Consider the following 24,857-nt stretch of genomic DNA (forward strand, 5'->3'; position numbering starts at 1 on the left):
GCTGTGCATCTCTACAATTTCATTATCTTAGCTTCTCATAAAAATTTATAAAATGGCCATAGCAAAACCGTTCAATCTTACTAAATGGATTGAAGAAAACAGACAATTATTAAAGCCGCCAGTTGGAAACAAAAACCTTTATGTAGATTCAGGCGACTATATCGTAATGATAGTTGCAGGGCCAAATGCAAGAAAAGATTATCATTACAATGAAACCGAAGAGCTTTTTTATCAATTAGAAGGCAGTATAAAAGTGGTAATTCAAGAAGATGGAGAATGTAAAGAAATGGAGCTGAATGCTGGCGATATGTATCTTCATCCTGCTAAAATCCCGCATTCTCCAGTTCGTTCTAAAGGTTCAATAGGTTTGGTAATTGAACGTAAACGAGCAGGAAAAGGATATACTGATGGATTGTTATGGCATTGTGATAACTGCAATCATAAACTATACGAAGTGTTTTTTGAACTGCATAATATAGAGAAAGACTTTCTTCCGCACTTCGAGCATTTTTACAACTCTGAAAAATTAAGAACTTGTGATAAATGCGGCACTGTAATGGAAACTGATCCGAGATTTACAGCAAAAAAGTAATTTATTAATTGAGTTAAAATATCAAACCCGACAGGTTTTTAAAACGGGTCGGGTTTGGAATATATGACAAGATTAGATTTTAAAATCCATACAATACTGTTTAATCAGTGGCAAAAAAATTATAGCTCAAATCTCTTCCCTTGTTCAGGATAAATAATCTTCACGCCTAAATTGTTTTGATTTTTAATTTGCTCTTTAAGTTTTGTAATATTCTTAGCAGGCGGTTTTAAATGTGTAATAATAATGTTGAAATCTTTTAAGCTTCCTTTTCCTGCTAATTCTTCTAAAACAAGAAGCTCTTTCATTAGATAGTTAGGTGTTAGATGTCCAAATAAAAATTGATCAGGCTGTTCGTTTGGAAAAGAAACTTCAATAAAAATTCCTTTCAATTGTTTGTTTTTAATTAGAGGAGCAACTGTTGTCCATAAATTTTTAAGATTATCACTTTTTTCAACCTCGTCAGGTCCCGTATCACCTAAATATAAAACATACGAATCTCCATTTTTTATTAAAAATGCAGTGCTTTCAAACGGATTTACGTGACTTAACGGGAATGCTTTTACCGTCATTTGAGTGTTCGTAATCGGCGTTTCAAGATTGGTCTTTAAAGTCTCAAAATGATATTTTTTCAAAGGAGTTCCAGGGCCTTTATCGCCAAAATTTGCCCAAGTTTGATCATTAAAATAATGGTTTTCCATCATTTCCATGCATTTTTCAGTTGCATAAACCGTCTTAGAAGAATCTGCAGGAGAATTTATGATTAATCCAGAAACGTGATCTAAATGAGCATGTGAAATAAAATATCCTTTTATATATTTTCGTAAAACTTCAGCTGTAGTAACTTTAAAAACTTTGTTTTCAATAGCTTTTTCAATTCCTGCATTTATTGTTCCTGCGTCTAAACAGATATAGTCGTTTGTATGTACAGGAGCGAGTAAATAAGCAGAAAGATTTTTTTCGTCAATTCCGCCTTTTACACCCAATGGAACGATCTGAAAAGAAGATTTTTGATCTTTTTGAGAAAAGGCATTTAGAGTAACTAATATAAGACAGAGTAGAAGACGTTTAAAAAGATTCATGTTTTTTATTTTAGGAAAGCAAATTTCATCAAATTTAATGAATAAAGCAGGCTTTGATTCTGTTATTACTATTAAATAGCCTTAAATTTACTCTGATTTTAACTATTATGATTTATTAGAAAGTAATTTTAAAACAATATCTTTACGTATTAATATAACAATTTTAACTAAAAAAGTTACAATGACAACAATAGCATCACAATTTGGCATAAATGAAGCGCTTGAAAAGCTAGGAATAAAACAAGTAAATGAAGGAACTTCTACTGGAATAGAAAATTTCTCATCGGGTGAGATTTTAGATAGTTTTTCTCCTGTTGACGGGAAATTAATTGCATCTGTAAAGACTTCTACTCTTGAAGATTATGAAAAGGTAATGCATTCGGCAACAGAAGCTTTTAAAACATTTCGTTTAATTCCTGCACCGCAGCGTGGAGAAATTGTACGTCAGTTTGGACAGAAATTGCGCGAGAATAAAGAGGCTCTTGGTAAATTGGTTTCATATGAAATGGGAAAATCTTTGCAGGAAGGTTACGGAGAAGTTCAGGAAATGATCGACATCTGTGATTTTGCAGTTGGATTATCACGTCAGTTACACGGATTAACGATGCATTCTGAAAGACCAGGACATCGTATGTACGAACAATATCATTCATTAGGAGTTGTGGGAATTATTTCGGCATTTAATTTTCCAGTTGCAGTTTGGTCATGGAATACGGCTTTAGCATGGATTTCTGGTGATGTTTGCGTTTGGAAACCTTCTGAAAAAACACCACTTTGCGGTATTGCGTGTCAAAACATAATCGCTCAGGTTATTAAAGAAAATAATCTTCCGGAAGGAATTTCTTGTTTGATAAATGGAGATTACAAAATAGGAGAGTTGATGACAAAAGACGTTCGTATTCCGCTGGTATCAGCAACTGGTTCTACACGAATGGGAAAAATTGTAGCACAGACTGTTGCTGGTCGTTTAGGAAAATCACTGTTGGAATTAGGAGGAAACAATGCTATTATTGTAACTCCAGATGCGGACATTAAAATGACGGTTATTGGTGCTGTTTTTGGCGCTGTTGGAACTGCTGGACAACGTTGTACATCAACTCGAAGATTGATTATTCACGAGAGCATTTATGATAAAGTAAAAGATGCATTGGTAACGGCTTACAAACAGTTGCGAATTGGAAATCCGCTTGACGAAAATAATCATGTTGGACCGCTTATCGATTTACATGCTGTAGAAATGTATGCACTTGCCTTAAATAAAGTAGTTGCTGAAGGTGGAAAAATTCTTGTTGAAGGCGGAGTACTTTCAGGCGAAGGTTACGAAAGCGGCTGTTATGTTAAGCCTGCAATTGCCGAAGCTAAAAACTCATTTGAAATTGTACAACATGAAACTTTTGCTCCAGTTTTATATTTAATTAAATATTCTGGAGATGTAGATGCTGCAATCGAAATTCAAAATGGTGTTGCACAAGGATTATCATCAGCAATTATGACTAATAATTTACGTGAAGCCGAAAGATTTTTATCGGTTGTAGGTTCTGACTGTGGAATTGCAAATGTAAATATCGGGACTTCGGGTGCTGAAATTGGCGGTGCTTTTGGCGGTGAAAAAGAAACTGGCGGCGGTCGTGAATCTGGCTCTGATGCTTGGAAAATTTATATGCGTCGTCAAACCAATACGATCAATTATACAACTAGTCTGCCATTGGCACAAGGAATTAAATTTGATTTGTAAAAATAGAAGATTTATTAATAAACCGCTTTTTTCAATATTTGGAAGAAGCGGTTTTTTTGTATTGAATTTGTAGTAATTTATTTAGATTTGTATTTGATATAAATGAGTAATATATAATTCGATAAAATGCCTTTATTTTTTTTAGCAGGACTTACACCTTTTGGATATGCTTTTATAGGAGTTGCTCTTTTGTCTTTTTTAATAGCTTATTTGTGGCTTAGATCGTCAAAGAGTGAATATAAATTAGGTTGTTTTTCTATCGGAATTGCTGGATTTATTGTTTGGTTTGGTTTAATGTTTCCTACTTTTATCTCGTTTAAAATTATCGAAAGTGATAATGACGCAGCAAAAATTGGATTGCTTATTTTTTGGCTTTTTATTTTTGCTTTGATAGGTTATTCATTGTTTGCAAAAGACACAACAAAACTAAAACACATTATTCTTTCGTTTTTTAAATATCTTCTGTATTTAATTTTTATAGGTTTGTTTTTGGTATTGTTCTTCGGAATGGCATATTATATTTATTTGAGACTTTTTACAACCGAAAAAAATGAAGATCCTATTTGGGTCGCTTTCCTGTGTATCTTTTTTGTTTCTGTATTAAGTGTAATTGGTTTTGGCTTCTTGGTGAGAAATAAAGAAGATGAGAAAAAGGGAAAATCGACTTTTTATGATTTGGCCGAAGCAAAGTTAAAGCCGCAGTTAGTCATTGAACTCGATTTATCAAAAAATAAACTAAGTAGGTTTCCAGATGAGGTTTTGCAGTTTAAGAATTTGAAATTCTTAGTTTTAAGTCATAATGAAATTAGTGAAATTCCAAACGATATCAATAAATTGCACAAACTGATAGGTCTTGATTTAAGCCATAATCCAATTTCAGATTTAGAAAGGAATCGCTTAAGAAAACTGCTTTCTAAAGAAGTTGAAATTGTATTTTAAGGAATTCTGTAAAACAATATCCAAATAATAGCATTGTAAATATGAACGAATTTTTTGCATTTCTTACTCAAAATAAAGCCGATGCTGGAGTGGTTGTTTTTTTAATGCTTTTCAGTTTGGGTGTCGCTTTATTTCAAACCGTAATTTTTTCGGGGCTTTTTAATTTGAAATTTCCTAATTGGTTATTTTTTGTTTTATGTCCGATTATGGTTGGTGTGAGTTTTTTAATTGATCCCGGATATCCATTTGCGGTTATATTGTTTTTATTCGTCTCCGTTTTTCTATTCGGAATTATCGGAATGATTTATTCCGGAATTAAAAGCAGTAAACAAGAAAAAATAGAGAGAGAAAAGTTCAATAGGATTCACAATATTCCAAAAACGAAATTAACGGATAAGCTTCTCGGATTCTTTGTTTTAGTTTGTATTGTTGGAGCTTTTTATGGGCTGGTTGTAACTGAGAATTTAAAGCTTCTGTTTTTAATTATTCCTGGTTTTGTGTTGGTTAGCTCGATATTTTTTCCAAGCAGTAAAAGCAAATTTTATAAAATGCAGTCAATTTTGCCAACATCAAAAATAGATGCAATTGCTATGGGTTTAGTTGAAATTGAAGGAGATCTGGAAGAAATCGAACCTATAATTTCTCCTTACTTCAAAAAACCATGTATTGGTTATTCGTATAAAATAGAAAAAGAAAGTCCGAGAGATGATGACGGCAGAACCACATATTCAACTATTTTCAGCGAAGTAAAAACGGGGAAATTTAAAATTAAAGATGAAACCGGTTCTGTTACGGTAGATGGTGAAGGATTAGAATATTATTTTGATAGAATTGACAATCAGTTTGGAGGAAAAACAAGATATACTGAAACCTACCTGAAAAGTGACGATTATATGCTGCTTATAGGTTATGCTGCCTCAGATAATGGCAGTGTAATAATAAAAAAAGATAGTGCAGATACTATTTTTGGAATTGCAGTTCCAAGGAGTATTTCATTTAGAAATAAATACAAACCGCTGCTCGATTCTTTTTTAACCGTTTTGTTTTTCATCTCACTTGTACTCATCTATATTATTTTAAATTAAAGAAAATATGACTGTTCAAAACATTGCCTTAATTATCGGAATAATTCTAATTATTGTGTTTTTTAATTTTTTTATCAGAATTTATAACAAGCTGGTTATGCTGAAAAATAATAATGAAAAAGCATTTAGAAATATTGATGTTATCCTGATGCAGCGTGCAGAAGAAGTGCCGGAATTGGTAAAAATTGTGTCTAAATTTACAGAACATGAAACTGCAATGCTTACTAATTTGACCAAATTAAGAACAGATTTTTTGAATGCTAAAACGGTCGAAGAAAAGATTGATAATGCCAACGAGTTTTCGAAATCATTAAAAAGTATTTTTTCAGTTTCTGAGAATTATCCAACGCTGTTATCAAATAGCAACTTTTTAGAATTGCAAAAAAGAGTTTCTCAAATGGAGGATAAAATTGCTGACCGACGAGAGTTTTTTAACGATAGTGTAAACTTATATAATGTGGGGATTCAAGAGTTTCCTAATTTTATTTTAGCGAAGCTAATTGGGTATAAAACGCAGACTTTATTTGATGTTACACCAGAAGATAAGAAATATGATGGAGTTCAACTTTAATACTTTTTTGGGTTACGAGAACGAAATTAACAGCCTGAATGATACCGTGCTTATTTATGGTTTTGGAAGTATAATGTTTGGTTTAGTAACTTTAACATTTGCAGCTTTCATAATTAGAAAGCTTGGTTTTGGTGCTGTTAACAGCTATTTTACAAGTCCGCTAATGTTGTCTTTGGGACTCACAATATTGGTTTCTATTTTGCCTACAATTGTATTTTATGTTGTTGCTAATGATATTTCACCAGTGAAAATTTTGTACTGTTGGATCACAATTTTTATAGGAATGTTTCTGTTTGTTATGTTTAATTTAGAAACTATTAAAAGCTTTTTTAGGGAGTTTAATAAAGTAAGTGAACAAGAAGAATTTAGAAACAGAAAAAGATAAATTATAATTTGAATGAAAATAAAAAAGGCTTCCAAATATTTGGAAGCCTTTAATTTTATAAATTATTTTTTAATAATGGTTTGATTATAAGAACCATCGGTTGTGTATATTTTAGCTAAATAAGTTCCAGTAGTCAAAGTGTTTAAATCGATGCTTTCCCTTCCTTTTTGAACCGTTTTTACAAGAAACCCAGTTATATTATAAATAAGAATTTTTTCAACAGTCAAATTAGGATCGGATAAATACAAAGTGCCAGTTGTTGGATTTGGGTACAAAATTGCTTGCGCGCTTTCAGTCTTCGCTGATACTTCAGTTAAAGATTCTGTTTGTGCAATTCTTTGCGTTGAACCGCTGTATGCAGTACTCATATAAAAAAGATTTGCTGTATCTTTTTTCGTAATCGTGTGACTGCCGGCAGCCAGCGAAACCGTTACAATTCCGTTTGAAGCAGTTCTGTCTACATTATCAACTTTTATAACAGCCGATGCTTCAATTAGTACAAGCGTTAAAGTACTCGCTTGAGACGTTGTAAAAGAAATATTTGTTGAAGATTCTATTTTTAAACATTGCGTCAATGTTAAGTTGTTGTAGGTTACCGTGCCTTTTGTAGTGGATAGATTTCCAGTTATAGTATAAAAACTGCTTGTTTTACCTGAAGCTGTAAAATTGTGTATTTCGTCTCCACTTGGAGTATTTGTCGTTACAGTTATAGTTCCTGAATCAGTTACAGTGTTTCCTGTTCCAACAGTTGTGATAGAATAGGATAGTGTTGCGGTTGGTGTTCCTGATATTGTTATAGTTTTAGCCGTTGTATTTTTTACAAAACTAATTCCAGAAGAAGGTAATCCAGTTACAGCTGCGTCAGTTGCAGTTCCGCCCCAAGTAAATACAATTGCATTTATTGCAGTTCCGCTGTTAACAGTCTGACTATTATTATTAGTCGACGTCAATGTTTGAGTTCCAGCTGGATTAACTGCAATTGTTCCAGAGCCTGTTGCCGGCGTTCCAGTTCCTGAAGTAGTAATTGAATATGATACTGTTGCAGTTGGTGTTCCTGATATTGTTATTGTTTTTGCCGTTGTATTTTTTACAAAACTAATTCCAGAAGCAGGCAATCCAGTAACCGCAGCATCCGAAGCGTCTCCGCCCCATGTAAAGACAATACTGCCAATAGCTGTGCCGCTTGTTACTGTTTGATTATTATTTGATGTTGAGGTTAATGTTTGTGAACTTGTCGGAGGATTCCCTTCGCCTTGTACTGCAACTAAAGCGCCAGTATAATTTGTTAATGTTGTTTTTAGCGTTGTAATTACTAGAGATGAAGTATCATCTACACTATTATCAAACACCCATTTTAAATTTCCGCCAGAAACACGTCCCGCATATTGTGTCACTTTTGTTTTTGCCGCTGCGGGTTGATCTGTTACGAGATTTTTTACATATAAAGCAGCGTCAGTATCAAAGTTATTGTATGTATTTGCTCCAGATTTTGATTTTACACTGCTGCTTACTGTTTCGGCTCTTGTAGTTGCCAAATAAGCATCAAAATCTGTAGCAGAGCTGATTTTTCCTGAAATATTGTATAAAGGATTCGGATCATTGTAAGCCACAAATCGCATATTATTTGTTCCGTTTGAAGCTTCAAAAGTATTGTTAAAAGCTTTGATTGAACCTCCAGCTTCTCCAGAAAATGTTCCCATTGTTCCGGCATTATTCACTTGATTCGCTTCATCCCAAATGTCAGAACCTTGCAGCGAAGTCATCATTGGGTGTTTGCTATTGCGATAATAATTTCCCTCTACAAATAATGAAGAACCCAAAGTTGATCCTGCGCCGTATTTTGAAACGCCGTCGTAATAATTATTGTAAATGTGAGCTGAATAATAACGAACTCGAGGATGGCGAGAATCAGAATGGTCAAACCAGTTGTGGTGATATGTGATGTATAAACCAGTTGTGGTTCCTTCGCTTAGCCCTAATAAACTTGCTTTTCCATTATCCCAAAAGTGATTGTAGGATAAAGTAATGTATGTTGAAGATTTATTGTCTAATGCTCCGTCACCTTTTATTTGATCGGCATCGCTTCCTGCATTTCCGTAGAATAAATCGCAGTTGTGAACCCAAACATGATCATTATCTTGCTGCATTCCAACATTGTCTCCAGCAGTACTATTGCAATTCATGAAGCCAATATTGTTTACTTCAACATTTGAAGCAGATTTTAGACGAACTCCCCATCCATTTGCGACAGCATCTGTTCCTATTCCTTCAAAAGTGATGTAGCTTGAAGCATTGTTTGCATTTTCAATTACAACGTCTCCGCCTTCCATAACAGTCATATCCGTTATGTTGCCAATCAACCTGATTATAAATGGGCGAGTGTCTTTTCCTTTTTTGATGGCATAAAGAATATTTTGTAAACCAACGCATGGATTTGCACTGGCGCCGGTAATGTTCATCGAAATGGTGTTTTTTGTATTTTGTGTAATGTATAGAATTACAGCATTATCTTTTGGCGTTCCATCAGCTTTATATCCTCCGGGAACTCTGCCGCTTTCAAATGCAAATCCGTTTCGATCTTGTGCTAATACCGTTAGAGAACTCGTTGTTGAGCCCGAACCTTCTGTACCAGAAATTACAGGTTTAACTTTTACAATGTAACTTCCTGCTTTCAAACCAGGAATGTCTGCACGAAAATAACTTCCGTAACTGCGAATCAATTGATCATCAATTTTTTGGTCCGTTAGACCATTTCCTGTGTAGTAAACATTGTAGGTTTGAGCGCCGCTAACCGGCTGCCATTTTACAAAAGCGGTTTCAAGCCATCCAGAGGCTTCTGTGATTTGAACTTGTTGAGCCCATATTTGGACGGTAACAAGGAAAACGGTTAAGAAAAGTAGGTTTTTTTTCATAATAGTTTGGGTTAAAAAATTAGTAAAAGTTATTAAGTGGTTTTAATTATCTCAAACAATAGTAAATTGTAATCGATTGCACAAAAATATATAAAATTTTGATATTCTTATTTTTTTAGTAGTAAAAAAATATATAGTTTAAAATTTTTGTAGTTTAGTTTTTTATTATGTAATAAATTGCATTAATTGTAATTTATTACATAATACATAAAAACTTCGCTAAGTCTTATTTTTATTACTTTTTTAAGATGTATGGATTTCTTGAGATTCTTAAGATGTATCTCTTTTTGAAAAAATTAAATTTTTTCGGCAAATTCGTTAAAGAAAGAAAAAGATTACATCAGTAAAGAGAAATAAATGCCAAAAGTATTTATGAATGCAGAAAAAACTACTTGAGATATTTGTTTTGCTTTTAAAATAAAAATAGAGTATCGTATAAAATGAAGTTGTAAATGTGTTATTCTATTCTTCTGTTTTTTTGAAATGTATAGGCATAAAAAAAGCCTTTTTGATTATCAAAAAGGCTTTCAGAATATTGTAAGTAAGTATTTAGTCTTTACTAGATAGTTTAGATAGTAATCTTAAAAATTCAATATACAACCAAACTAAAGTAATCATTAGTCCCATTGCGCCAAACCATTCCATGTATTTTGGCATTTTTTGTTGTACACCTTTTTCGATTTGATCAAAATCTAAGAATAAGTTTAAAGCAGCGATAACAATTACAAAAACACTAATTCCGATACTCATCATCGAATTTCCATGATGTACAGGAGTCCAGCTTGTAAACATTGAAACTACCCAAGAAATTAAATAATAAGTTGCAATTGCTAATGTAGAGGCAACAACAACTGATTTGAATTGCTCTGTAACTTTAACAATTCTGAATTTATACAATCCTAAGCAAACTAAAAAGGTTACAAGAGTCGCACCAACTGCATTAACAACAATTCCAGGATATTTTAATTCAAAAATTGCAGATATTCCTCCAATAAATAAACCTTCAAAAAGGGCATATCCAGGAGCTAAGTATGGAGAAGCTTGTGGTTTAAAAGCAGAAATAACAACTAAAATCAATCCAACAATTGCACCGCCAATTGCAGGTAACATTGGATTCATTCCGTTAAATGCCATCCACCAAGTAATCATAGATGATGCACATAATATTAAAAATAAAATAGCTGTTTTATTAATAGTACCAGACAAAGTCATTTCCTGATTGTAATCAATAATTTTTGCTTCGTGTACTTCTTCAGCTCTTGAAACGGCATTTGATGAAAAACGCTTGTTGCTTAAAAATGGATTATTTGAATTGAAGGCCATAGTTTTAATACATTTAATTGAACCCAAATATATGGAGTTTTTTCGAGGTGGGGCGACTTGAGGTAAATTTTTAACATGATTTTCTCTTCTATAAAAAGAGATATAAAAAAAGTCCATCAAAAAAAAAATCTTGATGGACTTGTGTTTATTTTGAAGTATATTTTTTAATTCAATAAGTCTAAAACTAATGATGGGAATAATCCTAAAACAATATTTAAAACAATTGACACAATTGCAACTGCATAAATAAGAAATGGTTTTCCTGTACGTTTTTCATTTGGTTCTTTAGAATACATTGCCAAAATAAGTTTGAAATAATATCCAACACTTATAATTGAATTAATTACTGCTACAATAACTAAAGCAATATATCCCGCTTGAATTGTTTGATTGAATAAGAATAATTTCGCGAAGAATCCTGAGAAAATTGGAATACCAGCCATAGACAATAGTGAACCAGTTAAGATTGCAGCTAATAGTGGATTTGTTTTTCCAAGTCCGTGGAAGTTCGTAATATCTTCGTTGTCCTGATTTTTACAAACATATAAAATAACACTAAAAGCAGCGATTCCCGCTAAAGCATAAGCTGATGTATAATACAATAAAGTACCTGCAGATGTTGCGATAGATAAGAATGTCATTAACATGAAACCTGCGTGTGAGATTCCTGAAAATGCCAGCATACGTTTTACATTAACTTGACGTAATGCCATTATATTTCCAACAGTCATAGATGCAATTGAAATAATTACAATGATGTTTTCAAATGTTCCTAAAAGTTCTTGATTTTCAAGAGACGGAATTAAATTTAGTCCGGCAACTAATTTATAAAGTGTTGCAATCGCAACTACTTTTGCCAATGTGCTCATTAAAGCAGTTGTTAAAGCTGGTGAACCTTCGTAAACATCTGGTGCCCAGAAATGAAATGGAACAGCTGCAATTTTAAACAACATTCCGATTGTCATTAAAACCATCCCGATAGGAAACCAGATTGGAAGCTCGGCAGATAAAGAACTTTCGTAAATTTCTGTAACATCAAATGTACCCATTGCTCCGTAAATCAAACAAATTCCAAATAAAATAATTCCCGATGCAAAAGATCCCATAAGGAAATATTTCATACCTGCTTCATTACTTTTAATATTCAAACGATCGCTTGCTGCAAGAACATATAGTGCGATTGATAGAATTTCGATTCCAAGGAAAAACATTGCTAAGTTTCCAAAAGAAACCATGGCAACAGCTCCAGCTAATAAGAAGATTTTTATGGCAATGAAATCAGAAATTTTAGATTGATGATTTTCGTAAAAATTATGGCTTAATGCTACAAGGAAAATAGTCAGAATAATAAATAATGATGAAAAGGCAGTTGAGAATTTATCTACTGCAATCATATTATTGTAATAACTTGCTGTTGATCCAAATTCGTAAAAGTTAAGTGCCAAAACGCCCAATAAACCTAAAATGGTAAACGGAACGATGCCTTTTCTAAAATTTAGAATTTCAAACAATAGGCAAAAAATACCCAATCCTGTTATAGCTATTAATGTATTCATTTTTGTTTTTTTGATTTAGGAAATCTAAAACGCCCTAATTTATTTTATTTAAAATATATTTTTATTTTTTTCAGCATTTTAATTCTTTTAGTTTCGGATAAATCTGAAATCAAAATTCGTTAATCTGCATTCTAAAATCTTAGTTTTTATTGATAACGTTTAAAATCGTTTCTAAACTTGGTGTAATCAAATCTGTAATTGGTTTTGGATAAAATCCAAAGAAAATTAATACAGCAATAATTGCTACCATCGAAATTCCTTCGTTTACAGAAACATCTGCAAAAGTTTTTGAATTGGTTTCGCCCAACATTACATTTTGAAACATTTTAAGCATATAATAAGCTCCTAAAATAATCGTTGTTCCGCCTAAAACAGCATACCAAATATTAATTTGAGATAAACTGTATAATACTGTAAACTCTCCAACAAAGTTAAAAGTAGTTGGCAAAGCAACAGAAGCTAAAACCAAAATTAAAAACATTGAAGTGAATTTTGGAGATTGCGTACGGATTCCTCCTAATTCGCTGATTTCTCTAGTTTCAAATCTTCTGTAGATAATTTCTGCAGCATAAAATAATCCAACTACAACAAATCCGTGAGCGATCATTTGCAGAACAGCACCTCTAAAACCATCAATAGTTAAAGTGTAAGTTCCTGCAGCAATTAATCCAACGTGAGCAAGAGATGAATAAGCCAATAATTTCTTTAAATCTTTTTGTCTTAATGCTACGATTGAACCGTAGATAACTCCAGCAATTCCTAAAGCGATAAAGATGTTCATGTATTCTTTTGCCGCAAGAGGTGCAATTGGCAATTGCCAGCGAATTACACTGTACAATCCCATTTTTAACATGATACCAGATAAAAGCATTGTTCCAACTGTTGGTGCTTTTTGGTACACATTTGCCTGCCATGTGTGGAAAGGGATAATTGGAATTTTGATAGCATAAGCTAAGAAGAAAGCTAAGAAAATCCAGAATTGTTCGCAAGCTGATAATTCTACTTTATATAAATCTTCGATTAAGAAGCTGCCTGCTTTTTGGTATAAATAAATAAAAGCAGTTAACATGAATAAAGAGCCGGCAAGTGTGTAAATAAAGAATTTAACCACTGCTTTTCTTCTTTCTTCAGCATCGCCATTACCCCAAATAAGAGCAATAAAATAAATAGGAATAAGAGCTAGTTCCCAGAAGATATAATATAAAAGACCATCTGCTGCAAGGAAAGTCCCTGTCATTGCAAATGCCATGAATAATATTAGAGCATAAAAAGCTTTTGAATTTTTATATTCATTTCCAAAAGAAGAGAATATAATAATTGGTGTCAAAGCTGTAGTCAATAAAAGCATTGCAATTGCTAATCCATCAGCATTTAAAGCGAAGGAAATTTTAGGTTGTGTGATCCAAGCATTGATAAGGCTGATATTTTCACCAGCATTAAAATGGTTTAACAATACAACCGAACAGCCTAAAGCTGCCAAACTAAAGAACAAAGCTACTTTTGAAGCGAGTTTGTCACCTGCAAAATAGGTGATAAATGCACCAACTAAAAGAATAATTAATATAAGAGAAACGTTCATAGTTATAAAATTATTGAGCTAAAAATAAATAAGAAACAATTGCGCAAAGACCCAAAACGAAAGCAAAAAGATATAATCCGATACTTCCAGTCTGCAGTTTTTTACCCTGAAAAGCTAATTCATTTGCTACTTTTCCTAATCCGAACACAAGTGCCGATAAGCCAGTTTCGATATAATCTCTAAAGAATCTTGATAATCCGTTTATAGAGCGAACAAATATCGCATCGTAAGCTTCATCAACATAATATTTGTTGTATAATACTTTTGTTAAACCTGTAATGTTTTCGTCAGTTTCAGGAACATTATCTTGTTTAAAGTATTTTACGTAAGCAATTAAAATTCCTAATAACCCGCCTAATACAGCAACACCCATTAAAGTGTATTCTGTTGGTCCTAGATGGTGTTCTTCGCCAGCTGTTTTTGTGAAAAGAGGAGCTAAATATTCATTTAACCAGCTGTTTCCAGGTAAACTGATTAGTCCGCCAAAAGTTGCTAAAATTGCTAAAATGATTAATGGAATTGTAATTAAAGTACCACTTTCATGTAAATGATGTTTTTGCTCTTCAGTTCCTCTAAATTCTTTAAAGAAAGTTAAGAACATTAAACGGAACATATAGAAAGCTGTCATGATTGAAGCAATAGACCCAACAACATATAATGGAATACTGTGGTGGAAAGCTGTCATTAAGATTTCATCTTTTGAGAAGAAACCTGAGAAAAACGGAACTCCTGAAATGGCTAATGAAGAAATCAACATTGTCCAAAAAGTGATTGGCATTGCTTTACGCAAACCACCCATTTTACGCATATCCTGCTCACCATGTAAACCGTGAATAACAGAACCTGATCCTAAGAATAAACAAGCTTTAAAGAAAGCATGTGTGATTACGTGAAAAACAGCTACTTCGTAAGCTCCAAATCCTAATGCTAAAAACATTAATCCTAATTGTGAAACGGTAGAGTAAGCTAATACTTTTTTAATATCTGTTTGAACTAAACCAATTGTAGCCGCAACCAATGAAGTTATAGCCCCAATAATGGCAATTACAGTTTGTACATCTGTTGCAAGATCAAAAACAAAGTTTAATCTTGTTACCATAAAAATACCCGCTGTTACCATTGTAGCGGCGTGAATTAAAGCAGAAACAGGAGTTGGTCCAGCCATCGCGTCTGGTAACCAAGTGTACAATGGAATCTGTGCAGATTTACCACAAGCTCCGATAAACAAACATAAAGCTGCTAAAGAAAGTAATGGTAAGTTTAGATCTGTTGTTCCTGCGATTGCAGTTTTTAAAGTGGTATAATCTAAAGTAGAGAACATTGAACCAATGATGAACATACCAATTAAAAGACCTAAATCTCCAATTCTGTTCATGATGAAAGCTTTCTTTGCTGCATCGTTATAGTCTTGGTTTTTATGCCAAAATCCGATTAATAAATAAGAGCAAAGTCCAACACCTTCCCAACCAATAAATAATACTAATAAGTTGCTTCCAATTACAAGTGTAATCATAAAGAATACGAACAGATTTAAATAGGCAAAGAATTTGTGCATATTCTCATCATCATGCATGTAACTGATAGAGTATAAGTGAATCAAAGATCCAATTCCGGTTACGAATAATAACCAAAGAACTGATAATTGATCTAATAAAAATCCAAGATTGATTTTTAGATTACTAATTTGAATCCAGTCAAATAAAGTAACTTCAATTGCTTTTCCAGTTGAAGTTATTTGATTAAAAAGAACAAGAGTAACTATGAAAGAAACAGCCACGGCAGCAGTTCCGATAAATCCGGAAACTGTTTTTCCTAAGCTTTTCCCAAAGAAAACATTAATTAAAAATCCTAAAAAAGGAGCTAAAACTAAAACTAAAGCTAAATTGGTATCCATTTCTATTTTATCCTTTTAAATTTTTTAAATTATCGATACTAATTGAGCCAATGTTTCTAAAAATAGAAACAAGAATAGCCAATCCTACTGCAACTTCAGCTGCAGCAACTGCCATCGAAAAGAATACAAAAACTTGTCCTTGTGCATCTTGATGATAAGTTGAAAAAGCCACAAATAAAAGGTTTACTGCATTCAGCATGATTTCGATAGACATGAAAACGATAATAGAGTTTCGTCTGTACAATACACCAAAAACACCAATACAAAAAAGTACAACACTTAAAAAGATGTAATTTTCAATACCTATTTGATTTAATATATTACCCATTATTTATTTAATTTTTCTTTTTTAGACAATAATACAGTTCCAATCATCGCAACCAAAAGTAAAATCGAAGCAAATTCAAATGGCACCATATATTCGTTCAATAATATTTTACCCAATACTTTGATAGATTGGAAATCTTCTCCAGTTGAATCATATTCACCAACAATTGGTTTAGAGTTAATGAATATTGCAATTAAAACCACGCAAATCAAACAGAAAGAAACAATAGCTCCTAAACGTGTGATTCTTGGTCGGTGAACTTCTCGCTGTTCGTTTAGGTTCATCAACATAATGGTAAACAGGAACAGAATCATAATTGCTCCAGAATAGACTATTATATGTACAATTGCTAAAAATTGTGAGTTTAATAATAAATAATGACCAGCAATAGAGAAGAAACAAATCACTAAGTAAATTGCTGAGTGAATTGGGTTTCTGCTAAAAATGGTTAAAAAAGCAGTCATTACGGTGATAAACGCTAAGAAACAAAATATAATTTGTACAGTTGTCGCGTGTGCAAAATCAGGAATATGTATCATTAGTTAGCGTTATTAAGTTGTGAGTTTTTAATAGCCATTTCTAAAGGCATCACTAATTTGTCTTTTCCAAAAATGAAATCTTCTCTTTCATAATTAGCAGGAACTAATACTTTAGAAGTTGTCAAATAGATAGCATCTTTCGGGCAAGCCTCTTCACACAATCCACAAAAAATACAACGAAGCATGTTTATTTCATAAATCGAAGCGTATTTTTCTTCTCTGTATAAATGTTTTTCATCTGGTTTACGTTCGGCAGCTTTCATTGTAATTGCTTCTGCAGGGCATGATAAAGCACATAATCCGCAAGCAGTACAATTTTCGCGGCCTTGCTCGTCACGTTTCAACATATGTTGACCACGATAAACAGGGCTCATTTCACGAACTTGTTCTGGATAGTGAATCGTAATTTTTTTTCTAAAAAGGTGCTTAAGTGTAATAGCAAGACCTTTTACAATCGCCACAAGATACAATCGTTCCAAAAAAGACATCTCTTTATTAGAGACCACTTTCTTTCTACCCGATAATGATATAGTTTCTATTGACATTTCTTAATCTATGATTTATGATTTTCAATTTGAGATCAATCAAACTTTAAATCTATTTTATTTTTATTTGAAGCCAGTTACGGTTCTTAGAATCCTAAAGCTGCTGCGATATCGTGTCTTAAAATAACAGCACCCGTAATCATAATATTAATAATCGAAAGCGGAATTAAAATTCTCCAGCCTAAGTTCATTAATTGGTCATATCTAAATCTTGGAATCGTCCAACGTACCCACATGTAAAAGAATATGAAGAAGCATATTTTTACAAATAATACCGCAATTCCTAAAAGATTAGCTGTGTTTACTCCAACATTTTCTACCATCCATTGCATTCCTGGGTAATTGTAACCTCCAAAGAATAAAACAGAAATAATAGTAGCAGAGATAAACATACTTGCATATTCAGCAAATAAATAGAATCCCATTTTCATTGATGAATATTCAGTGTGGTAACCTCCAATTAATTCGTTTTCACATTCTGCTAAGTCAAACGGAGTTCTGTTAGTTTCTGCAAATGAACAAATTAAGAAGATTAAAAAGGATAAAGGCTGATAAAAAACATTCCAGTTCATTCCTGATTGCTGTAATGAAATTTCTCTTAAACTCATTGTTCCTGTCATCATTAATAATGCGATCATTGATAATCCCATCGCAACTTCATAAGAAACCATTTGAGAAGCTGCACGAACAGCTCCCATTAATGAGAATTTATTGTTTGAAGCCCATCCACCAATCATGATACCGTAAACTCCAACTGAAAGAACTCCAAAAATGTATAATAATGCAATGTTTACATCAGTTGCCTGAAGATAAATATCTCTTCCAAAAAGATGCAGTTTATCTCCCCACGGAATTACAGCACTTGTCATCAAAGCTGTACTCATTGCAATTGCAGGACCTACAACGAATAAAAATTTGTTTGGCGTGTTTGGGAAAAATTCTTCTTTTGAGAATAATTTCATACCATCAGCAAGTGGTTGTAATAAACCTCCCCAACCTGCACGGTTTGGACCAACACGGTCTTGAAGAAAAGCAGCAACTTTACGTTCTGCCCAAGTAGAGTACATTGCCATAATCATTGTTACCGCAAAAACGACAACAATAACAACACTTTTTTCTATAATAAATGCACTTTCCATTTCTTAAACTTTTTTATCATTAGTAGTTAATGGAATTGCTGCCATACTAATTTTTTTACGGTCAATATCTCTACCTAAAAGAATATTCTTCTCTGTATCGATTTCAACTTTCTCTAATTTTTGAGTGTAGTTATTTTGGTTGATAACAGAATCTTTTTCAAATTCTCTTGGTCCTTCAATAACCCAGTCATTAACGTTTTTGTGATCAAAACGACAGCTGTTGCAAATGAATTCTTCAACTTCATGATACTCATCTTTACGACCAGTTACACGTTGAATTTCTCCACCAAACATCCAAACTGTAGCTTTACCGCAGCATCCAGGAGTTGTACATTCTCTGTGTGCGTTATAAGGTTTGTTAAACCAAACTCTTGATTTAAAACGGAAAGTTTTGTCTGTTAAAGCTCCAACTGGACAAACGTCAATCATATTTCCAGAAAACTCGTTGTCGATTGCTTTTGAGATTCCAGTAGAAATATTAGCGTGGTCACCACGGTCTAATACGCCGTGAACTCTGTTGTCTGTCAATTGATCTGCAACTTGTACACATCTTTGACATAAAATACAACGGTTCATATGCAGTTGAATATTTGGACCAATATCTTCTGGTTCAAACGTTCTTTTTTCTTCAATAAAACGTGATTTTGGGTTTCCGTGCTCAAAACTTAGGTTTTGAAGATCACATTCACCAGCTTGATCACAAATTGGGCAGTCTAATGGGTGATTGATCAATAGAAATTCTGTTACAGATTTACGCGCTTCGGTAACTCTGGCAGAAGATTTACTGTTTACTTCCATTCCGTCCATACATCCTGTTACACAAGATGCCATTAATTTTGGCATTGGTCTTGGGTCAGCTTCACTACCTTTAGAAACTTCAACTAAGCAGCAACGACATTTTCCACCGCTGCCTTTTAATTTTGAGTAATAGCACATGGCTGGCGGTACCAAATCTCCACCAATCATACGTGCAGCCTGCAGGATTGTTGTTCCTGGTTCTACGTCTATACTTTGACCGTCTATGGTTACTTTCATCTCTTACTTTTGTTTTTTTAGTTTCAGGTTTAAAGTTTCAGGTTGTTACTTGAAACTAAAAAAACGTGAAACTTGAAACTATTTTTTAAACTGTTTGTTTACCTACTAAATGCTTTACTTGCGAAAATGGTTCAGCAACAAAGTGATCTCTATTTTTAATTTTTTCTGGGAAACGAACGTGATACTCAAATTCATCTCTAAAGTGACGAATCGCAGCTGCTACTGGCCAAGAAGCGGCGTCACCAAGTGGACAAATTGTGTTTCCTTCAATTTTACTTTGAATGCTCCACAATAATTCGATATCTTCTTCACGGCCTTGGCCGTTTTCGATTCTCCATAAGATTTTTTCTAACCATCCTGTTCCTTCACGGCAAGGTGTACATTGTCCGCAAGATTCGTGATGGTAAAAACGTGCAAAATTCCAAGTATTTCTTACCACACAAGCAGTATCGTTGTAAACAATAAATCCTCCAGAACCTAACATAGATCCAGTAGCAAAACCACCATCACTTAAAGATTCATAAGTCATTAAACGATCTTCGCCATTTGCAGTTTTGAAAATTAATTCGGCTGGTAAAATTGGCACTGAAGATCCTCCCGGTACAAATGCTTTTAACGGACGACTAGAAGACATTCCTCCTAAATATTCATCAGAATTCATGAACTCATCAACACTTAAACCTAATTCAATTTCGTAAACTCCAGGATTTTTTATGTGTCCAGAAGCAGAAATTAATTTGGTTCCTGTAGAACGACCAATTCCAATTTTAGCATAATCATCACCAGAATTGTTTACAATCCACGGCACTGTTGCGATTGTTTCAACATTGTTTACCACAGTTGGATTTGCCCAAAGTCCTGAAACTGCTGGGAAAGGCGGTTTAATACGAGGATTTCCTCTTTTACCTTCTAAAGACTCAATAAGTGCAGTTTCTTCTCCACAAATATAAGCTCCAGCTCCACAGTGTACGTGAAGTTCAAGATCGTAACCTGAACCTAATATATTTTTTCCTAACCAGCCTGCAACTTTAGCTTCGGCGATTGCTCTTTCTAAAATTTTGAAAACCCACATATATTCTCCACGAATGTAGATATATGAAAGATTTGCGCCCAAAGCATAACTTGAAGTGATCATTCCCTCGATCAATAAGTGAGGAATATATTCCATCAAATAACGATCTTTGAAAGTTCCCGGTTCAGATTCGTCGGCGTTACAAACTAAGTGTCTTGGTTTTCCTGATTTCTTGTCAATAAAACTCCATTTCATTCCAGCAGGGAAACCCGCGCCGCCACGACCACGAAGACCTGATTTTTTTACTTCTTCAGTAACTTCGTCTGGTGTAAGTGTTTTTAAAGCTTTTTCTACAGAAGCGTATCCGCCATTTTGACGATATACTTCGTAGGTTTTAATTCCAGGAATATTGATTTTATCTAATAATATTTTTTGTGACATCTTATTTATCGTGTAATATTATTTTATCATCTCTACAATCAGCGATTAACTGATCGATTTTGTCTTCTGTCAATTTCTCTTTGTAGAAATCGCCTAACTGCATCATCGGAGCGTATCCGCAAGCACCTAAACATTCTACACCAGCAATGGTAAACATTCCATCTGGAGTGGTTTCACCCATTTTAATGCCTAATTTTTCAGAAGTATAATCCATTAAATTTTCGGCACCATTTAAACAGCAACAAGAAGTCTGGCAAAATTCAAACATATACTTTCCAATTGGTTTTTGGTTGAACATGGTATAAAAAGTAACCACTTCATAAACCTCAATTGGTTTTATCTGAAGAATCTCGGCAACTATGTCTTGCAATTCAATGCTAAGCCAGTTGTTATGCGCGTCCTGCACTTCGTGCAAAACAGGCAGTAAAGCCGATTTTTGTTTGCCTTCTGGATAATGACTAATCAATTCATTGATACGAGCGATCAATGCCTCAGTCATATTTATTTCTTGTTTGTAATGTTTACGTTCCATTTTTATTTTAGATTTTAGATTTTAGGTTTCAGATTTTTCAATCTTTGTCCTCAATCCGTATTCTGCAATCTTTATTAGTTTTTAGATTTTTCAATCTGAATTCTTCAATTCTATGATAAGTTTAGATTTTCAATCTTAATTATTAGATATGCTGTTCAGTAATCTAACAATCTAAAATCTTCAATCTAAAATTTTTTACGCGTCTAATTCTCCCGCAATTACGTTTAAACTCGAAAGGATAACAATTGCATCAGAAAGTAATGAACCTTTAATCATTTCAGGATATGCTTGGTAATAAATAAAACAAGGTCTTCTGAAATGTAATCTATATGGAGTTCTGCTTCCGTCTGTAACTAAATAGAATCCTAATTCTCCGTTTCCTCCTTCAACAGGGTGGTAAATTTCTGCAACTGGTACAGGAACTTCACCCATTACAATCTTAAAGTGATAAATTAAAGATTCCATAGAAGTGTAAACATCTTCTTTTGGAGGAAGGTAATAATCAGGAACTTCAGCATGATATTCGTTTCCAGCCGGCATTTTATCCAAAGCTTGACGAATAATACTTAAACTTTCCCAAACTTCTGCATTACGAACACAGAAACGATCGTAAGTATCACCTGATTTTCCAACAGGAACACTAAATTCAAAGTCTTCGTAAGAAGAATATGGCTGTGCAACACGAACGTCATAATCAACTCCGGCAGCACGTAAGTTTGGACCTGTAAATCCGTAAGCCATTGCTTGTTCAGCAGAAATTGCACCTACGTTTACGGTTCTGTCAAGGAAAATTCTGTTTCTTTCGAATAAGTTTACGAATTCTTGCCAAGCGACAGGAAATTCTTCAAGGAAAGTATCTAGTTTTTTAAAAGCTTCTGGTGACCAGTCTCTTTCAAAACCACCAATTCTTCCCATATTTGTTGTTAAACGAGCTCCACAAATTTCTTCGTAAATCTCATAAACTTTTTCTCTGAATTGAAAAACGTATAAGAAACCAGTATATGCACCAGTATCTACTCCTAGAATCGAGTTACAAATTAAGTGATCTGTAATACGAGCAAGCTCCATTACAATAACTCTTAAATATTGTGCTCTTTTAGGAACTTCAATATTTAGTAATTTCTCTAAAGTCATCCACCATCCCATATTGTTAATAGGAGAGGAGCAATAGTTCATACGATCTGTAAGAGGTGTGATTTGATAGAAAGGACGATTCTCGGCAATTTTTTCAAAAGCTCTGTGGATGTAGCCAATAGTTGGTTCAGCCTCTAGAATTCTTTCACCATCCATTAATAAGATATTTTGAAAAATACCGTGAGTCGCAGGATGCGTTGGTCCTAAATTCAGTACCGAAAGCTCGCTTCCGTCTTCGTTTAGTTTGTCCTTAATTATTTTAGCATAACGATGCTCTGGTGGTAATAATAGTTCTGACATTTTATAATGTTGAATTATTTTTTAGCAATTTGTTGTTGTTCTTCCAAAGAATCTGTCGTCTTTATCAGTTCTTCCGCTGTCTTCCATTGGGAATTCTTTTCTCATTGGGAAAGACACCATTTCGTCCATATTCAAAATACGTTTCAATTGCGGGTGACCAATAAAATTGATTCCGAAGAAATCGTATGTTTCTCTTTCCATCCAGTTTGAACTCAAGAAAATATTTGAAACGGTTTTGATCTCTGGTTTTTCACCATTCAAGTAAACTTTAATTCTAATACGTTTGTTTTCGTACCAGTTATGCAAATGATAAACTATCGCAAATTGACGATCTGCATCGTTGTCTGGATAATGAATGCCGCATAAGTCTGTTAAGAAGTGAAAACGTAAATCAGAATCATTTTTCAGGAAAAGGATCAAAGCTGTGATTTTTTCAGGAGTTGTTTCTAATGAAAAAATATCTCTTTCTTGTTGAAAGTTAAAAACACTTGTATCAAATGTTTCTGTAAGTTTATCTTGAATCAGGGTATTTTCTAAAGCCATCTTATGAAATGTTATAGGAAGCTAATAATTCTTGGTATTCTGGAGAGCTTCTGCGTCTAACAGATTCGCTTTTTACCAAATCTTGTAATCTCATTACTCCATCAACGATTTGTTCTGGTCTTGGAGGACATCCCGGAACGTAAACGTCAACTGGGATTACTTTGTCAATTCCTTGAAGAACTGAGTAAGTGTCGAAAACACCTCCCGATGAAGCACAAGCTCCAACGGCAATTACCCAGCGAGGTTCAGACATTTGTTCGTAAACTTGTCTTAAAATCGGGGCCATTTTTTTTGAAATTGTTCCCATTACTAATAACATATCTGCTTGACGAGGAGAGAAACTCACACGCTCAGATCCAAATCGTGCTAAATCGTAATGTGAAGCCATTGTTGCCATAAACTCAATTCCGCAGCATGAAGTTGCAAAAGGTAAAGGCCAAAGAGAATTCGCGCGTGCCAAACCTACAACATCATTTAGTTTTGTTGCGAAGAAACCTTCACCAACAACACCTTCAGGTGGCGCAACCATATTTACATTTGAATCGCTCATTTTTATTTTAGATTGTAGATTTCTGATTTTAGATTTTTAATCCTGAAATCGAAATCAATATTTTAAAAAATCAACATTGTATTTTAAGAATTTATTTTTCAAATCTATTCCGACAGCTATCGGGACTAAAATCTGAAATCTAAAATTTTCTTATTCCCAGTCTAAAGCTTTCTTTTTGATGATGTAGAAAAAACCAACTAAAAGCAGTGACATAAAAACAATCATTTTCAACATTCCTTCAATACCAAGTTCTTTAAAATTTACTGCCCAAGGATAAAGGAAAATTACCTCTACGTCAAACAATACAAACAGGATGGCAACTAGGAAATATTTTACTGAAAAAGGAATACGTGCATTACCAACAGATTCGATCCCGCACTCGAAGTTTTTATCTTTAACTTCAGAGGTTCTTTTTGGGCCTAATTTTCCAGAAATAATGATTGTTCCTACAACAAAACCAACAGCTAGAATGAACTGCATTAAGATAGGAATGTAACTGTATTGATCAGATTGCATAAGCTTAGCTTTTTTACTTAAAGAATAAGCCACAAAGATAACTTTCAATGACGTAAATCACAAACTAAAGGGTGACATAAGTACGCAATGCAACAACGTTTGGGTGTAATTTTTATTGATTATAAATAAGGTCTTAAAATTTTAATATTTTTTTAAGAAATGAGCAAAAAAAAACGTTTCGAAATTAATCGAAACGTTTTTAAAACCATTCAGAGGCAAAAAAAATAAATTGCTATATTTTTCTTAGATTACTGCTACTTTAGCAGCAACTTTCCCTTTTCTTCCTTCTTCTTCTTCATAGCTTACACGGTCACCTTCGCGTAATTCTTCCGCGTTAATTCCTGAAGCGTGAACGAAGATGTCCTTTCCTGTTTCTTCGTCTGTAATGAACCCATAACCTTTAGATTCATTGAAAAATTTTACTGTACCTGTACGCATTGTAATTGTAATAATAATTTATAATAAAGCAAATGTAATATATAAATTCATACAAAAGACATTAGGGTGTTAAATTTTTGTAAAAATTATTGATTTCCAGTGTTTTTACGTGGTTTATTGCATCAAATTTTATATGAAATGCCATAATTTGAGAA

General features: G+C 33.5%; 24 protein-coding genes. 6 read left to right on the plus strand and 18 right to left on the minus strand.

Annotated elements, in window-relative coordinates:
* The first annotated feature begins 52 nt into the window (after nucleotides 1–52).
* Nucleotides 53–592 (plus strand): 3-hydroxyanthranilate 3,4-dioxygenase, encoded by a 540-nt coding sequence (locus B0A81_RS20480; protein WP_089059731.1) that lies wholly within the window; start codon nucleotides 53–55, stop codon nucleotides 590–592.
* A gap of 119 nt (nucleotides 593–711) precedes the next feature.
* On the opposite strand, the gene B0A81_RS20485 is transcribed toward B0A81_RS20480, so the two are convergent.
* Entirely contained in the window at nucleotides 712–1,671 is a 960-nt protein-coding gene (locus B0A81_RS20485; protein ID WP_089059732.1) for an MBL fold metallo-hydrolase, read from the minus strand.
* Nucleotides 1,672–1,852: 181 nt separating this feature from the next.
* On the opposite strand from B0A81_RS20485, the gene amaB reads away from it, so the two are divergent.
* The 5 genes from amaB (at nucleotide 1,853) to B0A81_RS20510 (ending at nucleotide 6,386) form a co-directional block, all read left to right on the plus strand.
* Entirely contained in the window at nucleotides 1,853–3,406 is a 1,554-nt protein-coding gene (amaB, locus tag B0A81_RS20490; RefSeq protein ID WP_089059733.1) for an L-piperidine-6-carboxylate dehydrogenase, read from the plus strand.
* Nucleotides 3,407–3,532: 126 nt separating this feature from the next.
* Nucleotides 3,533–4,345, plus strand: a complete 813-nt coding sequence (locus B0A81_RS20495; RefSeq protein ID WP_089059734.1) for a leucine-rich repeat domain-containing protein — start codon at nucleotides 3,533–3,535, stop codon at nucleotides 4,343–4,345.
* 41 nt (nucleotides 4,346–4,386) lie between these two features.
* Entirely contained in the window at nucleotides 4,387–5,430 is a 1,044-nt protein-coding gene (locus B0A81_RS20500) for a hypothetical protein (RefSeq protein WP_089059735.1), read from the plus strand.
* Nucleotides 5,431–5,527: 97 nt separating this feature from the next.
* The gene (locus tag B0A81_RS20505; protein WP_233206943.1) at nucleotides 5,528–6,001 is read left to right on the plus strand and encodes a LemA family protein; all 474 of its coding nucleotides are present in this window, start codon (nucleotides 5,528–5,530) and stop codon (nucleotides 5,999–6,001) included.
* On the plus strand, nucleotides 5,982–6,386 hold the full coding sequence (locus B0A81_RS20510; protein ID WP_123922214.1) for a hypothetical protein: 405 nt from the start codon (nucleotides 5,982–5,984) through the stop codon (nucleotides 6,384–6,386). The genes B0A81_RS20505 and B0A81_RS20510 overlap by 20 nt, the downstream gene beginning before the upstream one ends.
* Nucleotides 6,387–6,448: 62 nt before the next feature.
* On the opposite strand, the gene B0A81_RS20515 is transcribed toward B0A81_RS20510, so the two are convergent.
* From B0A81_RS20515 to B0A81_RS20595, 17 genes are all read right to left on the minus strand, one after another.
* The gene (locus B0A81_RS20515; protein ID WP_089059738.1) at nucleotides 6,449–9,298 is read right to left on the minus strand and encodes a pectate lyase family protein; all 2,850 of its coding nucleotides are present in this window, start codon (nucleotides 9,296–9,298) and stop codon (nucleotides 6,449–6,451) included.
* Nucleotides 9,299–9,847: 549 nt separating this feature from the next.
* Complete coding sequence (locus B0A81_RS20520) at nucleotides 9,848–10,621, minus strand: Bax inhibitor-1/YccA family protein (protein ID WP_089059739.1); 774 nt, start codon at nucleotides 10,619–10,621, stop codon at nucleotides 9,848–9,850.
* A 164-nt stretch (nucleotides 10,622–10,785) separates the two neighbouring features.
* A complete protein-coding gene (locus B0A81_RS20525; RefSeq protein ID WP_089059740.1) occupies nucleotides 10,786–12,177 on the minus strand; it encodes an NADH-quinone oxidoreductase subunit N in 1,392 nt (463 codons plus the stop codon).
* A 139-nt stretch (nucleotides 12,178–12,316) separates the two neighbouring features.
* On the minus strand, nucleotides 12,317–13,756 hold the full coding sequence (locus B0A81_RS20530; RefSeq protein WP_089059741.1) for a complex I subunit 4 family protein: 1,440 nt from the start codon (nucleotides 13,754–13,756) through the stop codon (nucleotides 12,317–12,319).
* A 10-nt stretch (nucleotides 13,757–13,766) separates the two neighbouring features.
* Nucleotides 13,767–15,650: an NADH-quinone oxidoreductase subunit L gene (nuoL, locus tag B0A81_RS20535; protein ID WP_089059742.1), complete on the minus strand. Its 1,884-nt coding sequence runs from the start codon at nucleotides 15,648–15,650 to the stop codon at nucleotides 13,767–13,769.
* 7 nt (nucleotides 15,651–15,657) lie between these two features.
* Nucleotides 15,658–15,978, minus strand: a complete 321-nt coding sequence (nuoK, locus tag B0A81_RS20540) for an NADH-quinone oxidoreductase subunit NuoK (RefSeq protein ID WP_012023318.1) — start codon at nucleotides 15,976–15,978, stop codon at nucleotides 15,658–15,660.
* Nucleotides 15,978–16,517: an NADH-quinone oxidoreductase subunit J family protein gene (locus B0A81_RS20545; RefSeq protein ID WP_089059743.1), complete on the minus strand. Its 540-nt coding sequence runs from the start codon at nucleotides 16,515–16,517 to the stop codon at nucleotides 15,978–15,980. Before B0A81_RS20545 ends, nuoK begins: the two co-directional genes overlap by 1 nt.
* The gene (locus B0A81_RS20550; protein ID WP_089059744.1) at nucleotides 16,517–17,062 is read right to left on the minus strand and encodes a NuoI/complex I 23 kDa subunit family protein; all 546 of its coding nucleotides are present in this window, start codon (nucleotides 17,060–17,062) and stop codon (nucleotides 16,517–16,519) included. The genes B0A81_RS20545 and B0A81_RS20550 overlap by 1 nt, the downstream gene beginning before the upstream one ends.
* 86 nt (nucleotides 17,063–17,148) lie before the next feature.
* Nucleotides 17,149–18,201: an NADH-quinone oxidoreductase subunit NuoH gene (gene nuoH, locus B0A81_RS20555; protein ID WP_089059745.1), complete on the minus strand. Its 1,053-nt coding sequence runs from the start codon at nucleotides 18,199–18,201 to the stop codon at nucleotides 17,149–17,151.
* A 3-nt stretch (nucleotides 18,202–18,204) separates the two neighbouring features.
* Nucleotides 18,205–19,236: a 2Fe-2S iron-sulfur cluster-binding protein gene (locus tag B0A81_RS20560; protein WP_089059746.1), complete on the minus strand. Its 1,032-nt coding sequence runs from the start codon at nucleotides 19,234–19,236 to the stop codon at nucleotides 18,205–18,207.
* An 85-nt stretch (nucleotides 19,237–19,321) separates the two neighbouring features.
* Entirely contained in the window at nucleotides 19,322–20,689 is a 1,368-nt protein-coding gene (gene nuoF / locus B0A81_RS20565) for an NADH-quinone oxidoreductase subunit NuoF (RefSeq protein ID WP_089059747.1), read from the minus strand.
* 1 nt (nucleotide 20,690) lies between these two features.
* Complete coding sequence (locus B0A81_RS20570; protein WP_089059748.1) at nucleotides 20,691–21,221, minus strand: NADH-quinone oxidoreductase subunit NuoE family protein; 531 nt, start codon at nucleotides 21,219–21,221, stop codon at nucleotides 20,691–20,693.
* 195 nt (nucleotides 21,222–21,416) lie between these two features.
* Nucleotides 21,417–22,655, minus strand: a complete 1,239-nt coding sequence (locus tag B0A81_RS20575; protein WP_089059749.1) for an NADH-quinone oxidoreductase subunit D — start codon at nucleotides 22,653–22,655, stop codon at nucleotides 21,417–21,419.
* Between the two features lie 21 nt (nucleotides 22,656–22,676).
* Nucleotides 22,677–23,198, minus strand: coding sequence for an NADH-quinone oxidoreductase subunit C (locus B0A81_RS20580; protein WP_089059750.1), 522 nt, complete (start codon nucleotides 23,196–23,198; stop codon nucleotides 22,677–22,679).
* 1 nt (nucleotide 23,199) lies between these two features.
* Nucleotides 23,200–23,748 carry an NADH-quinone oxidoreductase subunit B gene (locus tag B0A81_RS20585; protein WP_089059751.1) on the minus strand — a complete coding sequence of 183 codons (549 nt, stop codon included), beginning with the start codon at nucleotides 23,746–23,748 and terminating at the stop codon, nucleotides 23,200–23,202.
* Between the two features lie 150 nt (nucleotides 23,749–23,898).
* Entirely contained in the window at nucleotides 23,899–24,264 is a 366-nt protein-coding gene (locus tag B0A81_RS20590) for an NADH-quinone oxidoreductase subunit A (protein ID WP_089053801.1), read from the minus strand.
* Nucleotides 24,265–24,507: 243 nt separating this feature from the next.
* On the minus strand, nucleotides 24,508–24,702 hold the full coding sequence (locus B0A81_RS20595) for a cold-shock protein (RefSeq protein ID WP_007137066.1): 195 nt from the start codon (nucleotides 24,700–24,702) through the stop codon (nucleotides 24,508–24,510).
* Between the last annotated feature and the right edge of the window lie 155 nt (nucleotides 24,703–24,857).

This window comes from Flavobacterium plurextorum (assembly GCF_002217395.1).
Lineage (GTDB): Bacteria > Bacteroidota > Bacteroidia > Flavobacteriales > Flavobacteriaceae > Flavobacterium > Flavobacterium plurextorum.

Coding starts and splice junctions, on each gene's coding strand:
- B0A81_RS20480 (WP_089059731.1), top strand. CDS start 53: ATGGCCATAGCAAAACCGTTCAATCTTACTAAATGGATTGAAGAAAAC.
- B0A81_RS20485 (WP_089059732.1), bottom strand. CDS start 1,671: ATGAATCTTTTTAAACGTCTTCTACTCTGTCTTATATTAGTTACTCTA.
- amaB (WP_089059733.1), top strand. CDS start 1,853: ATGACAACAATAGCATCACAATTTGGCATAAATGAAGCGCTTGAAAAG.
- B0A81_RS20495 (WP_089059734.1), top strand. CDS start 3,533: ATGCCTTTATTTTTTTTAGCAGGACTTACACCTTTTGGATATGCTTTT.
- B0A81_RS20500 (WP_089059735.1), top strand. CDS start 4,387: ATGAACGAATTTTTTGCATTTCTTACTCAAAATAAAGCCGATGCTGGA.
- B0A81_RS20505 (WP_233206943.1), top strand. CDS start 5,528: ATGCTGAAAAATAATAATGAAAAAGCATTTAGAAATATTGATGTTATC.
- B0A81_RS20510 (WP_123922214.1), top strand. CDS start 5,982: ATGATGGAGTTCAACTTTAATACTTTTTTGGGTTACGAGAACGAAATT.
- B0A81_RS20515 (WP_089059738.1), bottom strand. CDS start 9,298: ATGAAAAAAAACCTACTTTTCTTAACCGTTTTCCTTGTTACCGTCCAA.
- B0A81_RS20520 (WP_089059739.1), bottom strand. CDS start 10,621: ATGGCCTTCAATTCAAATAATCCATTTTTAAGCAACAAGCGTTTTTCA.
- B0A81_RS20525 (WP_089059740.1), bottom strand. CDS start 12,177: ATGAATACATTAATAGCTATAACAGGATTGGGTATTTTTTGCCTATTG.
- B0A81_RS20530 (WP_089059741.1), bottom strand. CDS start 13,756: ATGAACGTTTCTCTTATATTAATTATTCTTTTAGTTGGTGCATTTATC.
- nuoL (WP_089059742.1), bottom strand. CDS start 15,650: ATGGATACCAATTTAGCTTTAGTTTTAGTTTTAGCTCCTTTTTTAGGA.
- nuoK (WP_012023318.1), bottom strand. CDS start 15,978: ATGGGTAATATATTAAATCAAATAGGTATTGAAAATTACATCTTTTTA.
- B0A81_RS20545 (WP_089059743.1), bottom strand. CDS start 16,517: ATGATACATATTCCTGATTTTGCACACGCGACAACTGTACAAATTATA.
- B0A81_RS20550 (WP_089059744.1), bottom strand. CDS start 17,062: ATGTCAATAGAAACTATATCATTATCGGGTAGAAAGAAAGTGGTCTCT.
- nuoH (WP_089059745.1), bottom strand. CDS start 18,201: ATGGAAAGTGCATTTATTATAGAAAAAAGTGTTGTTATTGTTGTCGTT.
- B0A81_RS20560 (WP_089059746.1), bottom strand. CDS start 19,236: ATGAAAGTAACCATAGACGGTCAAAGTATAGACGTAGAACCAGGAACA.
- nuoF (WP_089059747.1), bottom strand. CDS start 20,689: ATGTCACAAAAAATATTATTAGATAAAATCAATATTCCTGGAATTAAA.
- B0A81_RS20570 (WP_089059748.1), bottom strand. CDS start 21,221: ATGGAACGTAAACATTACAAACAAGAAATAAATATGACTGAGGCATTG.
- B0A81_RS20575 (WP_089059749.1), bottom strand. CDS start 22,655: ATGTCAGAACTATTATTACCACCAGAGCATCGTTATGCTAAAATAATT.
- B0A81_RS20580 (WP_089059750.1), bottom strand. CDS start 23,198: ATGGCTTTAGAAAATACCCTGATTCAAGATAAACTTACAGAAACATTT.
- B0A81_RS20585 (WP_089059751.1), bottom strand. CDS start 23,748: ATGAGCGATTCAAATGTAAATATGGTTGCGCCACCTGAAGGTGTTGTT.
- B0A81_RS20590 (WP_089053801.1), bottom strand. CDS start 24,264: ATGCAATCTGATCAATACAGTTACATTCCTATCTTAATGCAGTTCATT.
- B0A81_RS20595 (WP_007137066.1), bottom strand. CDS start 24,702: ATGCGTACAGGTACAGTAAAATTTTTCAATGAATCTAAAGGTTATGGG.